Genomic DNA, 14,107 nt, shown 5'->3' with positions numbered 1-14,107 from the left:
TACGCCGCGCACACCGGGACCCGCACCCCGCGAACCGGTCCCCGTGGCGCGGTGCCCGAGCGCCGGGCGCCTATCGTGCCCGTATGCACTCCACTCCGACGCAGGCCGTGGTCCTGGCGGGCGGCCAGGGCTCGCGGCTGCGCCCCTACACCGACGACCGTCCCAAGCCGATGGTCGAGATCCCGGGCACCGGGACCCCGATCATCGGCCATCAGCTTTCCTGGCTGGCCGCCGAGGGCGTCACCCACGCCGTCGTCTCCTGCGGCCACCTCGCCGAGGTGCTCCAGGAGTGGCTCGAAGACGCCGACCTGCCCCTGAAGGTGACGACGGTCGTCGAGACCGAGCCCCTGGGCCGCGGCGGCGGCCTCAAGTACGCCGCCGCGCGCCTCCCCTCGCCCGACGAGCCCTGGTACGCCACCAACGGCGACATCTGGACCCGCTTCTCGCTGCGCGAGATGGCCGCCTTCCACGCCGAGCGCGACGCCCTCGCCACCCTCGCCCTGGCCCGCCCCCGCATCCCGTGGGGCGCCGTCGAGACCGACACCTTCGGGCACATCACCGACTTCATCGAGGCGCCGCCGTCGCCGTTCCTCATCAACGCCGGCGTGTACGTCTTCTCCGCCGACTTCACCGGGCTCCTGCCCGACCTCGGCGACCACGAGCGGACCACCTTCCCCCGCCTCGCCCGCGAGCAGCGCCTCGCCGGCTTCCCGCTACCCCAGGGGGCGTACTGGCGGGCCATCGACACCGCCAAGGACCTCACCGAGGCCGCCAAGGAACTGGCCGCCCAGAGGGCCTGACACGCCCACGACCCGGGACGCACCGACCCGGGACGCACCGGCCAGGGACGCACCGGCCCAGGACGCACCGGCCCCGGGACGCACCGGCCCCGGGCGTACGAGAAGGGCGGCACCGCGCAGAAGCGGTGCCGCCCTTTCTCCTTGCTCCGTGCGGGACTCAGCCCAGCAGGCCGCCGATCGGGTTCCGGGCGCCGCCGTCCCCGCCGCCGCTCGTCGTCGAGCCGCCCTCCGACGGGGTGCCGGTCGAGCCGGTCGAGCCCGTGGAGCCGCCGCTCGACGTGCCGCCCGTGCTGCTCGGGGTGTCGCTGGTGGACGGCGGGGGCTCCGGATTCGACCGCGTGGGCGTACGGCCGCCGGAGCCGCCGGTCCCGGTGCCGACGCCCTGCGTGGCGGTCGGGCGCTGCTCCTGGGTCCGGGTGGACCCGCGGGTCGGCTCGGCCGGGGTGTCGTCCGTCGCCTCCTGGGTCCGCTCGGTCTCCACCGGGGCCTCGGCCGTCTTCTCGGCGGTCGCGGCCGGCTTGGGCGTGGTGGACGCCGGCCTGGAGGAGGCGTCGCCGCGCGGCTCCTGGAGCGGGCGGCCGGGGAGGTGGTTGATCGGGTCGTCGTTGGGGCCCGGGACGGTGACCATCTCGGTGGAGCGGACCGCGCCGCCGAGGACGGAGCCGACGAGGAGGGTGAGGCCGACGACGACGGCGGCGAGGAGGGAGCCGCGGCGCAGCACCCGGCGGCGCAGGTCCAGGAGGTCGGCGCGGGGGCCGAGGGTGCGCCAGGCCTCCCCGGCGAGGCGGCCGTCGAGGGAGTAGACGGGGGCGCCCGCCATGATCAGCGGCGTCCAGGCGGCCAGGTAGATGATGTCGGCGGAGTCGTAGACCGGGACGCTCTTCCAGCTGACGGTGAGCAGCAGCGCGGCGGAGAGCAGCGCGCCGACGACGGCGGCGACGCGCTGCCAGAGTCCGAGGACCGTGAGGACGCCGACGACGACCTGGAGGAAGGCGACGGTGAGTCCGGCGCCGACGGGGTGCTGGAGGGCGAAGTCGCGGAGCGGTTCGGCGAGGGCCCAGGGGTGGAGGGAGTTGAGCCACTTCACCATGGAGCCGCGCTCGCCGCCGTCGAAGTAGACGGGGTCGCAGAGCTTGCCCATGCCCGCGTAGACGGAGATGAGGCCGAGGAAGACGCGGAGCGGGAGGAGGACGACGCCGAGGTTCATCCGGCGGCCGGGGTAGTAGGCGTGCCGGACGGAGTCCTGTCCGTGCCGCCGCTCGGCCCGGCCCTGCCGCTCCCCCTCGTCCCCGTACGACTCGTCCCCGTACGACTCGTCCCCGTACGACTCGTCCCCGTACGACTCGTCCCCGTACGGCGCCTCCGGCTCGGGCCGCGGCTCGTACAGGTCGTCGTAGGCGCCCTCGGCCCGCCGCATCGGGGGCAGCAGCGGCGCGGCCCCGGCGGGCACCACGGGGGTGGGCATGGTGTCGCCGATGCCGGGGATCGCCTGGGTGGCGCCCGCGTCCGGGCCGCCGTGCCCCCCGTGCCCGCCGACCGGTTCGAGCGTGGCGACGGAGGACTCGCGCACGGCCTGGAGGAGGCCGGTCGCGCCCGGCGTGGACTTCCCGGTCCACACGACGGGTCGCCGGCGCGGGCCGCCGCCCGCCCGGGCCCCCGCTCCGGACAGGGCCGCGGTACGGGCGCCGGCGGCGAACTTCGGCTGCGGGGCCGGCGCGAGCCGCACACGGAAGCTGGCGTGGTTCACGATCACCTGGGCGGGATCGGAATCCACCTTGACCATGCTCAGCGGGGGCTGATCGTCGAACCCCGGCCGGGGCGTTCTGGTGTCCACACTCATCTAACCGAGTGATCCGGGTTTAGGACACTGCCTTGACGGCCCGCAAATGTCCGAGACCCGTCAAGATCAACGCCACGGCCGGGGCCGGGGGCACTACGGAGGGTTCAGGGACCCGTCAGCCCCTGCGGCGGCGGGCCGCCTCGTACAGCACGACACCGGCGGCGACACCGGCGTTGAGCGACTCGGCGCCGCCCGGCATCGGGATGCGGACGAGGAAGTCGCAGGTCTCGCCGACGAGCCGGGACAGGCCCTTGCCCTCGGAGCCGACGACGATGACGACCGGGCCGGACAGCGCCTCCAGCTCGTGGACCTCGGTGTCGCCGTCCGCGGACAGGCCGACGACCGTGAGACCGGCCTTCTGGTACTGCTCCAGACAGCGGGTCAGGTTGGTGGCGCGGGCGACCGGGGTGCGGGCGGCGGTGCCGGCCGAGGTCTTCCAGGCTCCGGCGGTCATGCCGGCCGCGCGCCGCTCGGGGACGACGACGCCGTGGCCGCCGAAGGCGGAGACGGAGCGGACGACGGCGCCGAGGTTGCGCGGGTCGGTGACGCCGTCGAGGGCGACGATCAGCGGGTCGTCGTGGTCGTCGAACGCGGCGGCGGCCAGGTCCTCGGGGTGCGCGTACTCGTACGGCGGGACCTGGAGGACGAGGCCCTGGTGGTTCAGGCCGTTCGTCATCCGGTCCAGCTCGGGGCGCGGCGCCTCCATGATGTGGATGTTGCCGCGGCCGGTGGCGAGGTTCAGGGCCTCGCGCACGCGCTCGTCGTTGTCGATGAACTGCTGGACGTACAGGGTCGTGGCGGGCACGCCGTCGCGCAGGGCCTCGAAGACCGGGTTGCGGCCGACGACCATCTCGGACTGGCCCTTGCCGCCGCGGCGGACGACGGGCTTGCGCTTGGCCGCCTGCCGGGCCATCGCGTTGGAGACGCGGTACGCCTTGTGGCCCTTGCGGTCCTCGGCCCTGGGCGTCGGGCCCTTGCCTTCGAGGCCCTTGCGCCGCTGGCCACCGCTGCCGACCGTCGCACCCTTCTTGTTCGACGTGCGGCGGTTCCTGCGCTGGCTGTTCCCGGCCATGACTACCTGATTTCCTCTGCTGACGTACGAAGTCTGTAACTGAAGTGTGCCGCCCGGAGGTCCGAGCGGCACGTCTTCTAACGGTTGCCCAGCGTCCAGCGGGGGCCGTCGGGGCTGTCCTCGATGGCGAGGCCGGACTGGCCCAGCTGGTCGCGGATCGCGTCCGCGGTCGCCCAGTCCTTCCGCTCGCGCGCCGACTCGCGCTGCTGGAGCACGAGCCGTACGAGGGTGTCGACGACGCCGTGGAGCTCCTCGCCGCCGCCGGACTCCTCGGCCCACCGCGGGTCGAGGGGGTCCAGGCCGAGGACGCCGAGCATGGCCCGGACCTCGGCGAGACGGGCGATGGCCTCGTCCTTGTCGTCCGCGGCGAGGGCGCTGTTGCCCTGGCGGACGGTGGTGTGGATGATCGCGAGCGCGTGCGGCACGCCCAGGTCGTCGTCCATGGCCTCGGCGAAGGCCGGCGGCACCTCGGCGGCGGGGGCGACGGGCGCCCCGGCCTTCTCGGTGGCGCGCTGGACGAAGCCCTCGATGCGGGCGAACGCCGACTCGGCCTCGCGCAGGGACTCCTCGCTGTACTCGATCATCGAGCGGTAGTGCGGGGTGCCCAGGTAGTAGCGCAGGACGATGGGGCGCCAGTTCTTCACCATCTCGGACACGAGCACGCTGTTGCCGAGCGACTTCGACATCTTCTCGCCGCTCATGGTGACCCAGGCGTTGTGCACCCAGTACTGCGCGAACGCGTCGCCGAAGGCCTTGGCCTGGGCGATCTCGTTCTCGTGGTGCGGGAAGATCAGGTCGAGGCCGCCGCCGTGGACGTCGAAGGCGGAGCCCAGGTACTTGTGGGCCATGGCCGAGCACTCCAGGTGCCAGCCGGGACGGCCGCGGCCCCACGGCGTCTCCCAGTCGGGCTCGCCCGGCTTGGTCGCCTTCCACATGGCGAAGTCGCGCGGGTCGCGCTTGCCGGAGACGCCCTCGTCGGGCTGGCGCAGGTCGTCGATGTCCTGGTTGGACAGCTCCAGGTAGCCCGGGAAGGAGCGCACGTCGAAGTAGACGCTGCCGTCCGCCTCGTAGGCGTGGCCGCGCTCGATGAGGCCGCGCATCATCTCGATCATCTCGGGGACGTGCCCGGTGGCGCGCGGCTCGTAGGTCGCCGGCAGGCAACCGAGGGCGTCGTAACCGGAGTTGAACGCGCGCTCGTTCTCGTACCCGATGGACCACCAGGGGCGGCCCTGCTCGGCCGCCTTCGCGATGATCTTGTCGTCGATGTCGGTGACGTTGCGAACGAAGGTGACGTCGTAGCCGCGGTACTCGAACCAGCGGCGCATGATGTCGAAGTTCAGCCCCGACCGGATGTGGCCGATGTGCGGGGCCGCCTGGACGGTGGCGCCACAGAGGTAGATCGAGACACAGCCCGGTGTGAGCGGGGTGAAGTCACGGATCTGCCGGGCGCTGGTGTCGTACAGGCGAATAGTCACCCCTCCAGGGTAGTGGGCGTGTGGTGGTGCCCCGCGACCTGTTCCCGGCCACGGGGCACGTTTTTCGTCGCCCCTACTTCCGTACGGGGTCCTGCGCGGGCTTCCGTACGGGGTAGACGAGCGCGGTCGCCAGGGCGGCGAGGCCCTCGGCGCGGCCGGTGAGGCCGAGGCCGTCGGTGGTGGTGCCGGAGACGGAGACCGGCGCGCCGGCCGCCTCGCTCAGCGCCTTCTGCGCCTCGTCGCGCCGCTTGCCGACCTTGGGGCGGACGCCGACGACCTGCACGGCGACGTTCCCGATCTCGTACCCCTCGGCGCGGACGATCCGGGCGGCCTCGGCGAGCAGGGTGGTGCCGGAGGCGCCGGACCACTCGGGGCGCGAGGTGCCGAAGTGGGCGCCGAGGTCGCCGATGCCGGCGGCGGAGAAGAGGGCGTCGCAGGCGGCGTGGGCGGCGACATCGCCGTCGGAGTGCCCGGCGAGTCCGTACCCGTCGCTCTCGGATTCGTCCCAGAGGAGGCCCGCGCACCACAGTTCCCGGCCCTTCTCGAAGGCGTGGACGTCGGTGCCGATGCCGGTGCGGGGGAGGTTCATCGGCTCAGAAGCCATCGTTGGCCCTCCTGCGGGCGAGTACGGCCTCGGCGAGGACGAGGTCGAGGGGGCGGGTCACCTTGAAGGCCTCTTCGTGGCCGGGCACGACGACGACGGGCGCGCCGAGCTTCTCGACCATGCCGGCGTCGTCGGTGGCGCCCTCTCCGGCGAGGGCGACGGTGGCGTGGGCGTTCACGAGGGTGTCGCGGTCGAAGCCCTGCGGGGTCTGGACCGCGCGGAGGCGGGCGCGGACCGGGGTGGCGACGACCTGCTCGGGGTCGCCGGGCCTCTCCGCCGGCTCGACCTCCTTGACGGTGTCGGCCACGCGCAGTGCGGGGACGACGGCGACGGCCCCGTCCCGTACGGCCTCGATGACGGCGTCCACGGTGTCGACGGGGACGAGCGGGCGGGCCGCGTCGTGGACGAGGACGGTGGTGAGGCCCTCGGGGAGCGCTTCGAGGCCGAGGCGGACGGACTCCTGGCGGGTGTCGCCGCCGGGGACGACCAGGTAGTCGGTCCTCTCGGGGAGGGCGTGGGCGTCGAGGAGGTTCTTGACCTCGGCGGCGCCGTCGGGGGGCGCGACCACGACGACGAGCGAGACCGCGCGGGAGGCGGCCATCGCGCGGACGGCGTGGACGAGCATGGGGGTGCCGTTCAGCGCGCGCAGCGCCTTGGGGGCGCCCGGGCCGAGGCGTACGCCCCGTCCGGCCGCCGGGATCACGACGGCGGTACGACTGGGACGCGCTTCGTCTGACATCGGTTGCACTCCGGCAGGTTTGTTTCCGCGGCCGACATGGGTATGGCACTCACCGTGCCGGACGCTCCGCCTTGACCGGGCCCTTTCCGTGACGACGGTCGAGGCGTTGCCGCCCAGCACAGGGGGTTCGGACGTACGCATCGGGGAACCGGTACGTGGTACGCATCAGGTTTCTGTACGTATCAGGCTTTCGTACGTGTCCGGGTTCTGTCAGGGTTCGGCGTACAGGACCCGGACGCGTCCGGGGACTTCGTACGCGAACCGTACGCGAACATGCCGCAGCGCCCGGCGACAGCGCTGTGTGGATCACAGCACGCCAGCGGGCACCGCGGCATCGCTTCACTTGAGGAACGCGCTCCGGTGTGGCCGGACCACGCTCAGGACGCGAGGACCTCGTCGAGGAGAGCCTCGGCCTTGTCCTCGTTCGTGTTCTCCGCGAGGGCCAGCTCGCTGACCAGGATCTGCCGGGCCTTGGCGAGCATGCGCTTCTCACCTGCGGAGAGACCCCGCTCGCGCTCGCGCCGCCACAGGTCGCGCACCACTTCGGCGACCTTGATGACGTCGCCGGAGGCGAGCTTCTCGAGATTTGCCTTGTAGCGACGGGACCAGTTCGTCGGCTCCTCGGCGTACGGCGCGCGCAGCACCTCGAAGACCCGGTCCAGCCCGTCCTGACCGACCACGTCGCGGACCCCGACGAACTCCGCGTTGTCCGCCGGCACGCGGACCGTCAGGTCACCCTGCGCGACCTTGAGCACCAAGTAGGTCTTGTCCACGCCTTTGATCTGGCGAGTTTCGATGGCCTCGATCAGCGCGGCCCCGTGATGGGGATAGACCACGGTGTCGCCAACCTTGAACGTCATGTGACAGGTACCCCTTCCGTGGCTATCCAGAGTAACACGGATACGGCTTCTTCTGAATGGCGTTTTCGCAGGTCAGGGCATATCTCAGGGCTTGACAACAGCGACGCGGACGTGCTGCGGAGAGCTTCCGGAAGGGGGTATTCGCAGGTCGGAGCGGCTGTGCGGACGGAGAGAAACGCGCACGTTACACCTACCCGGGCTTCCGGGAAGAGGGAGTGATGTCCTGGTTTGTCTGGTTCGGAGTGGCCTTCTTCACGTACTCCGTTCGAGGATCGGTCACCCGTACGGATGCATCGTGGGGCGATTCCCGAAATTGATCAGCCGAGATCGGCCGACATCGGTCCGGGATTTCCCGGAGGGACGGCTCCGGGGAATGCGGGGCGGGCCCCGAATTGATCAAGGCGGTTATGTGAACAACGGGTCAATGGGTCGTGATCCGGCCACGCGGAGCGACGGGGGGCGGGAGCGGTCGGGGCGGTCGGAGGCGGGTGCGGCCGGTTAGGGCCTGTCCGGCGGATCATGGCCGGGGCCGCGACGCCTGGCACGGCACCTCGCCGCGTTGCCGAAACGTCCCGATAGCTCCGCTATCGAGCCGCTCCGGCGCCTTGCGAGGCACCGCACCAGACGCCGCGACCTGTCCGACCCTGATCCGCCGGACAGGCCCTAGGGGCGGGTCGGGTGCGGGACGGAGAGTGCGGCTCGGTAACCTGAAGCGCGCTGACACGCCTTCAGTCGGCGCCTGGTCCTCACACCCGTCCGTACGTCCTAGGAGATGCCGCCGCCGTGAGCCGCAGCCTTCGACGCGGCGCCCTCGCCGCCACCGCCATCGTGTTCTCCGTCGCCGCCCTGTCCGCCTGCGGTGCGGGCAACGACGCGCAGACCCTCCAGATCCGTCCGGACAACGCCGCCGTCACCGTGGACGACGTCAAGATCCAGAACGCCCTGGTCATCACGCAGCCCGAGACCGGCGTCAAGGGCCCGGCCGCCGTCTCGGCCACGGTCTTCAACGGCGGCTCCCAGCCGCAGACCCTCGACGCGATCACCCTGCCGGGTTCGAGCGCGACCGTGAAGCTGACGCCGGCCGGTGGCACCGGCGCGGTCACCGTCCCGGCCGGCGGCTCCGTCGTCATCGGCGGCGCGGGCAACGCCACCGCCGTGATCGAGAACGGCACCGAGTCCGCCCGCCTCGGCGACGCGCAGAAGGTCGTCTTCAAGCTGAGCAGGACCGGCGAGGTGGGCCTGGAGGCCTTCGTCGTCCCCGCGAAGGGCTACTTCACGGAGTTCGGCCCGGAGGTCGTCCCCGCTCCCCCGGCCGCCACGCCGACCGCCTCGGCGACGCCGTCGGGCGAGGCCGGGCACGGTGCTGAGCCCGGCGCCGAGCACGGCACGGAGGGCTCCGCGACGCCGACGGGCGAGGCGAGCCACGCGGCCGGCCACTGAGCGCCGTACCCGCCCGTACGTGAAAGGGGCACCCCCTCGGAGGGGGTGCCCCTTTCACGTACGAACTCGGATACCGGCGAACTCGGATGCCGGGGCTGTCTACGGCTCGAACTTGTAGCCCAGGCCCCGGACCGTCACCAGGTAGCGCGGGGCGCCCGGGTCCGGTTCGATCTTGGCGCGCAGGCGCTTGACGTGGACGTCGAGGGTCTTGGTGTCGCCGACGTAGTCCGCGCCCCAGACCCGGTCGATGAGCTGCATGCGGGTGAGCACGCGGCCCGCGTTGCGCAGCAGCATCTCCAGGAGGTCGAACTCCTTCAGGGGCAGGTCGACCTTGCCGCCGGAGACGGTGACCACGTGCCGGTCGACGTCCATGCGGACCGGGCCGGCCTCCAGGGCCGCCGGGGTGACCTCCTCCGGCTCGCCGCGGCGGCGGAGCACCGCGCGGATGCGGGCGACCAGCTCCCGCGAGGAGAAGGGCTTGGTCACGTAGTCGTCGGCCCCTATCTCCAGGCCGACGACCTTGTCGATCTCGCTGTCCTTGGCGGTCACCATGATCACCGGGACGTTCGAGCGGCCGCGCAGCTGGCGGCACACCTCGGTACCGGGAAGGCCCGGAAGCATCAGGTCGAGGAGGACGAGGTCGGCTCCGTTGCGCTCGAACTCGTCGAGGCCGTCGGGCCCGGTCGCCGCGACGGCGACCTCGAAGCCCTCTTTGCGGAGCATGTACGACAGGGCGTCGCTGAAGGATTCCTCATCCTCGACGACGAGCACTCGGGTCACGGAAGGACCTCCGGGGCGGGAAGCGGTTCGGTCATGAGATCGGGGGCGGGGGAGGCGGGCCGGCGGTCCCGTGCGGAGCCCGCCTCGGGCAGCCGCAGGGTGAAGGTGGAGCCCTGACCCTCGGTGCTCCAGACGGTGACCTCCCCGCCGTGCGAGGCGGCCACGTGCTTCACGATGGCGAGGCCCAGGCCCGTGCCGCCGGTGGCACGGGAGCGGGCGGGGTCGACGCGGTAGAAGCGCTCGAAGACGCGCTCCTTGTCCTTGTCGGGGATGCCGATGCCCTGGTCGGTGACGGCTATCTCGATGAGGTCGCCGCCGGGCGCGGCGACCTTGCGGGCCGCGACGCCGACGCGGGTGTGGGCCGGTGAGTAGTTGACGGCGTTCTCGACGAGGTTGCCGAGGGCGGCGGCGAGCTGGCCGCGGCTCCCCCAGACCCGCAGGCCGGCCGCGCCGCCCTCCCGTCGCCCACCACCCTGCTCGGGCCCTTCGGGCGCCCATACATTCGAGACCATAGTGATCTGCTTGGTGGTGGCGGTGTGCCGCGAGCGGTCGATCGCCTCGGCGACCAGCTCGTCCACGGACACCGGCTCGGAGTCCTCCAGCGGGTCGTCGTTCTGCACGCGGGAGAGGTCGATGAGCTCCTGTACGAGATTGGTCAGACGGGTCGCCTCGATCTGCATCCGGCCGGCGAAGCGGGTGACCGCCTCGGGGTCGTCCGAGGCGTCCATGACGGCCTCGGAGAGCAGCGAGAGCGCGCCCGTGGGGGTCTTCAGCTCGTGGCTGACATTGGCGACGAAGTCGCGCCGCACCGCCTCGATGCGCCGGGCCTCGGTGAGGTCCTCCACCAGGAGCAGCACGAGCCGGGAGCCCAGCGGGGCGACGCGGGCGGAGACGGCGAGGGCCTCGCCGCGTCCGGTGCCGCGCCGGGGCAGGTCCAGTTCGACCTGCCGTATCTCCCCGTCCCGGCGGGTGTCCCGGGCCATGTTGAGCATGGGGTCGACGGCCAGCTTGCCGCCGCGGACCAGACCGAGCGCGTACGCCGCCGAGCTGGCCTTCACCACGGAGTCGCTCTCGTCGAGGACGACCGCGGAGGAGCGCAGTACGGACAGCACGGTGTCGACGCCGGGCGGGAGCACGGCGTCGGTGTGCAGCGAGGTGCGGGTGGGGCGCGTCTGGTCGCGTTCGCTCCAGCGGAACGCCAGCATGGCGATCACGCCGGTGCACACGCCGGCGATCGCTGCCAATGCGGCGACCGCCGCGTTCACGTCCATGCCTCAAGGTTATGCGGGGTCGCGGGTGCTCTCCCAGCCGTCCGAGTGGCTCCTCGAACAGTCGTCGCCCAGAGTTCACCGTGGGGACCCGGCCGGTTCACTTGTCCCGGTGGGCGCGGTGGCGTGCGTCGCCCAGAGTTCACCTGGGGGACGGTGGCGGTTCACACGAGGGGGTGGAACCGGACGCGTAGGGGGCCGAACGTGGGAGCGTGGGGTTCGGACCCCATCCGTACCCCGGAGCCTCAGGAGCCCTCAGGAGCCCCCGGAGCCCCCGGAGCCTTGCGGCTTCACAGCCTTGCAGCCTTGCAGCCCTGCAGCTTTGCAGTTTTGCGTAGAGAGGGACATCCATGCGCGACGCGTACCACGAGGAACTGGACTCGATCGGGGAGAGCCTGGTCGAGATGGCCCGGCTCGTCGGGTCGGCGATCGGGCGCGCCACGACGGCGATGCTCGACGCGGACCTGAAGCTCGCGGAGAGCGTGATCGCCGCGGACCAGAAGGTCGACGACCTCCAGCACGACCTGGAGGCGCGGGCGATAGCGCTGCTCGCGCGCCAGCAGCCGGTGGCGACGGACCTGCGGATCGTGGTGACCTCGCTGCGGATGAGCGCCGACCTGGAGCGCTCGGGCGACCTGGCGCAGCACGTGGCGAAGCTGGCGCGGCTGCGGTTCCCGGAGTCGGCGGTGCCGCGCGACCTGCACGCGACCATCCTGGAGATGGGACAGCTGGCGCAGCGCCTGATGGCGAAGGCGGCGGAGGTCATCATCACGAAGGACGTCGACCTGGCGCTCCAGCTGGAGCAGGACGACGACGAGATGGACCTGCTGCACCGGACGCTGTTCCGGCACCTGATGGACGACCGGTGGAAGCACGGCATCGAGACGGCGGTGGACGTGACGCTGCTCGGCCGGTACTACGAGCGGTTCGCGGACCACGCGGTGTCGGTGGCGAAGCGGGTGGTCTACCTGGTGACGGGCGAGCACGCGGACGAGCTCCAGGCGGCGGACGCGCCGGTGGAGGGCGCGTAGCGCCTTGTCGGGGCGGTGCGGGGTCGTGCTCGGGGTTGTTCGGGGGGCGCACGGTTGTGCGGGCTCCAATGCGCCGTTGATGCGCCCGCCCGGGTGGGCATGCAATGGGGGGAGGCGATCCGCGCCTCGAAAGGGAGGGACCCCCATGGCCGATTCCCCGATGACGACCGACTCCGGGCCGGAGCCGCCGCGTGAGGCGGTCCTGTTGCCCGTCCTCGGCGCCTGCGGCTGCGGCTCGGGCTGCGGCTGCGGCTGCCAGTCGGGCGCGCCGTGCCAGTGCGGGGGCTGCTCGGGCTGACGCGCGTGCAGGGGGCAGGGGTGCGACAAGCCGCACCCCTGCCCCTTTTTATTGGAGATCGAGCACGCCGACGACCTGCTGTCCGCTCGTCTCCCCGGTGGTGCGGAACCCGAGCCGGCGGTAGAACGCGCCGGGCCCGTCGTCGCCGGGTTCCCAGGTCACGTACATCTGCGACGCACCGCGCCGCCGCAGCTCGTCGGCGACGGAGAGGACGGCGAAGCGCCCGTACCCCTTGCCCTGCGCGTCGGCGGAGATGTTGAGCCGCCAGAGCCCACTGCGCCGATCGCCGGGGTCCTCCTCGCTCCACGGGAGGTCGAGGAAGGCCATGAGGAACCCGACGAGCCGCTCCCCGTCGAAGACGAGCCGCGGCCAGGCGGCCTCCCCGAAGGCGTAGGCCTCGGCGAGGGACCGCACGACGGGCGCGACGTTCCGCTCCTGGTGGGGGTGGACGCGGAGGTCGAGGGCGGCGTCGACGGTGGCGGGGGTGACGTGCTCCAGACGGAGGGACGTACGTGGGGTGGCGGGGGTGCTGCTCATGATCCGAAAGCTATCGGGGGCGTACGGATCAGTCGTGCGATTTACGTGTCCACGCGTACGTCGGAACGCGTCCCTGCCGATACAACCTGCTCGGCGAGACCTCCGCCGTGCCGGTTGCTTGACTTCGGTCGGCTTCGGGCCCGAGCAGAGGGGAGTGCGGACGTGCCGCTGGAATTCGGACTGTGGCGGGTGGACGACAAGCCCGTGTGGGTGGTTACGCGGCCGATGCCGCTGGAGGACCGCCTCGAAGGCCTGATCGAGGCGGACCCGGGAATCCTGGGAACACCCCTGCTACTGATTGGGCGTCAGGTGTCCACGCAGTACAACAAGTTCGTGGACCTCCTCGGCATGGACGCCGAGGGCAACCTGCACGTGCTCGAACTCAAGCGGGACCGCACGCTGCGTGACGTGGTCGCGCAGGTCCTCGACTACGGCTCCTGGGTCCAGGAGCTGTCCAACGAGCAGGTACGCGACATCTACGGCGCGTATGCCCGCGAGCGGAACTTGCCGAAGGAACTGGACGAGGCCTTCGCGCTGAGGTTCGGCGGCAGCCCGCCGGAGGTCCTGAAATCCACCCACTCCCTGACGATCGTCGCGAGCGAGGTGGAGGTAGCGACGGAACGGATCGTCGGTTATCTGGCGTCCGGCTTCCGGGTGCCGGTCAACGTGCTCTTCTTCCGGTACTTCGAGGACGAGGGCCGCTCCTACCTGGCGCGCACCTGGCTGATCGACGACGTCGAGACGGCGGTCCCGGCGGCGGGGACGAAGGCGCGCGGAAAGCAGGAACCCTGGAACGGAACGGACTGGTACGTCTCGTTCGGCGACGAGTGCGAGGGCCGGAACTGGGACGACGCGTGCCGCTACGGCTTCGTGTCGGCCGGCGGCGGGGAGTGGTTCTCCCGCACGATCCGCTCCCTGCCGGTCGGGGCGCGCGTGTTCACCCACATCCCCAAGGCGGGGTACGTGGGGGTCGGCACGGTGTCGGGCGAGGCCCGGCCCTTCGAGGGCGCCCTCCTGGCCGTGGACGGCGAGCCCCGGCCCATGGCCGACCTGCCCCTGGCGGGCACCTACCGCCGGGACGGGGCGGAGGCCGCGCAGGACGGACCGGACGCCCCGCAGAACGGCGAGGACCGTCGCGAGTGGATCGTCCCGGTCACCTGGGAACGCGCCGCCCCCCGCGAACAGGCCCTGTGGCGCCCGGGCTTCTTCGCCAACCAGAACTCCGCCTGCAAACTCCGCGCCCGCTTCACGCTCGACGAGGTCTCCCGGCACTTCGGAGTCGCGGAGGATCCTGCGGGCGCCTGAGGAACGGGCCCCCGCCCTGGGCCCGAGAGGCTCGGGACGGTGGCCCTGGAACACAGGA

At 72.0% G+C, this 14,107-nt stretch carries 14 protein-coding genes; 5 read left to right on the top strand and 9 right to left on the bottom strand.

From position 1 onward, the window contains the following. The first annotated feature begins 83 nt into the window (after positions 1 to 83). On the top strand, positions 84 to 800 hold the full coding sequence (locus tag ACIP5O_RS14850) for an NDP-sugar synthase (protein WP_401292926.1): 717 nt from the start codon (positions 84 to 86) through the stop codon (positions 798 to 800). Positions 801 to 957: 157 nt separating this feature from the next. Here ACIP5O_RS14850 and ACIP5O_RS14845 read toward each other — a convergent pair whose 3' ends face one another. From ACIP5O_RS14845 to ACIP5O_RS14820, 6 genes are all read right to left on the bottom strand, one after another. Continuing rightward, on the bottom strand, positions 958 to 2,640 hold the full coding sequence (locus tag ACIP5O_RS14845) for a DoxX family membrane protein (protein ID WP_401292923.1): 1,683 nt from the start codon (positions 2,638 to 2,640) through the stop codon (positions 958 to 960). 115 nt (positions 2,641 to 2,755) lie between these two features. Further along, positions 2,756 to 3,712, bottom strand: a complete 957-nt coding sequence (rlmB, locus tag ACIP5O_RS14840) for a 23S rRNA (guanosine(2251)-2'-O)-methyltransferase RlmB (RefSeq protein ID WP_356543013.1) — start codon at positions 3,710 to 3,712, stop codon at positions 2,756 to 2,758. Positions 3,713 to 3,789: 77 nt separating this feature from the next. Further along, entirely contained in the window at positions 3,790 to 5,187 is a 1,398-nt protein-coding gene (gene cysS / locus ACIP5O_RS14835; protein WP_401292919.1) for a cysteine--tRNA ligase, read from the bottom strand. Between the two features lie 73 nt (positions 5,188 to 5,260). Then, positions 5,261 to 5,791, bottom strand: coding sequence for a 2-C-methyl-D-erythritol 2,4-cyclodiphosphate synthase (gene ispF, locus ACIP5O_RS14830; RefSeq protein WP_401292917.1), 531 nt, complete (start codon positions 5,789 to 5,791; stop codon positions 5,261 to 5,263). After that, positions 5,781 to 6,530, bottom strand: a complete 750-nt coding sequence (ispD, locus tag ACIP5O_RS14825) for a 2-C-methyl-D-erythritol 4-phosphate cytidylyltransferase (RefSeq protein ID WP_401292914.1) — start codon at positions 6,528 to 6,530, stop codon at positions 5,781 to 5,783. Before ispD ends, ispF begins: the two co-directional genes overlap by 11 nt. A 377-nt stretch (positions 6,531 to 6,907) precedes the next feature. Next, complete coding sequence (locus ACIP5O_RS14820) at positions 6,908 to 7,390, bottom strand: CarD family transcriptional regulator (RefSeq protein ID WP_003953493.1); 483 nt, start codon at positions 7,388 to 7,390, stop codon at positions 6,908 to 6,910. A 783-nt stretch (positions 7,391 to 8,173) separates the two neighbouring features. Between ACIP5O_RS14820 and ACIP5O_RS14815 the strand changes: the two genes are divergently transcribed. Further along, a complete protein-coding gene (locus ACIP5O_RS14815) occupies positions 8,174 to 8,830 on the top strand; it encodes a DUF461 domain-containing protein (protein WP_401292911.1) in 657 nt (218 codons plus the stop codon). 99 nt (positions 8,831 to 8,929) lie between these two features. Here ACIP5O_RS14815 and ACIP5O_RS14810 read toward each other — a convergent pair whose 3' ends face one another. Then, a complete protein-coding gene (locus ACIP5O_RS14810; protein WP_017242433.1) occupies positions 8,930 to 9,610 on the bottom strand; it encodes a response regulator transcription factor in 681 nt (226 codons plus the stop codon). Further along, a complete protein-coding gene (locus tag ACIP5O_RS14805) occupies positions 9,607 to 10,881 on the bottom strand; it encodes a sensor histidine kinase (protein WP_401292908.1) in 1,275 nt (424 codons plus the stop codon). Before ACIP5O_RS14805 ends, ACIP5O_RS14810 begins: the two co-directional genes overlap by 4 nt. Before the next feature lie 347 nt (positions 10,882 to 11,228). Here ACIP5O_RS14805 and phoU point away from each other — a divergent pair, with 347 nt between their 5' ends. Together phoU and ACIP5O_RS14795 are read left to right on the top strand one after the other, a co-directional pair. After that, entirely contained in the window at positions 11,229 to 11,909 is a 681-nt protein-coding gene (gene phoU / locus ACIP5O_RS14800) for a phosphate signaling complex protein PhoU (RefSeq protein WP_030221245.1), read from the top strand. A gap of 145 nt (positions 11,910 to 12,054) precedes the next feature. Then, on the top strand, positions 12,055 to 12,207 hold the full coding sequence (locus ACIP5O_RS14795; RefSeq protein WP_202527725.1) for a hypothetical protein: 153 nt from the start codon (positions 12,055 to 12,057) through the stop codon (positions 12,205 to 12,207). Positions 12,208 to 12,255: 48 nt separating this feature from the next. Here the strand turns inward: ACIP5O_RS14795 and ACIP5O_RS14790 are convergent, their stop codons facing one another. Continuing rightward, positions 12,256 to 12,744 carry a GNAT family N-acetyltransferase gene (locus ACIP5O_RS14790; protein ID WP_401292903.1) on the bottom strand — a complete coding sequence of 163 codons (489 nt, stop codon included), beginning with the start codon at positions 12,742 to 12,744 and terminating at the stop codon, positions 12,256 to 12,258. 162 nt (positions 12,745 to 12,906) lie between these two features. Between ACIP5O_RS14790 and ACIP5O_RS14785 the strand changes: the two genes are divergently transcribed. Continuing rightward, a complete protein-coding gene (locus ACIP5O_RS14785) occupies positions 12,907 to 14,049 on the top strand; it encodes a hypothetical protein (RefSeq protein ID WP_401292901.1) in 1,143 nt (380 codons plus the stop codon). Positions 14,050 to 14,107 lie beyond the last annotated feature (58 nt).

Source organism: Streptomyces sp. NPDC088915 (assembly GCF_044749825.1).
Lineage (GTDB): Bacteria > Actinomycetota > Actinomycetes > Streptomycetales > Streptomycetaceae > Streptomyces.
The sequence above is the reverse complement of the archived record's forward strand: the minus strand, read 5'-3'. Positions and strand labels throughout refer to the sequence as shown.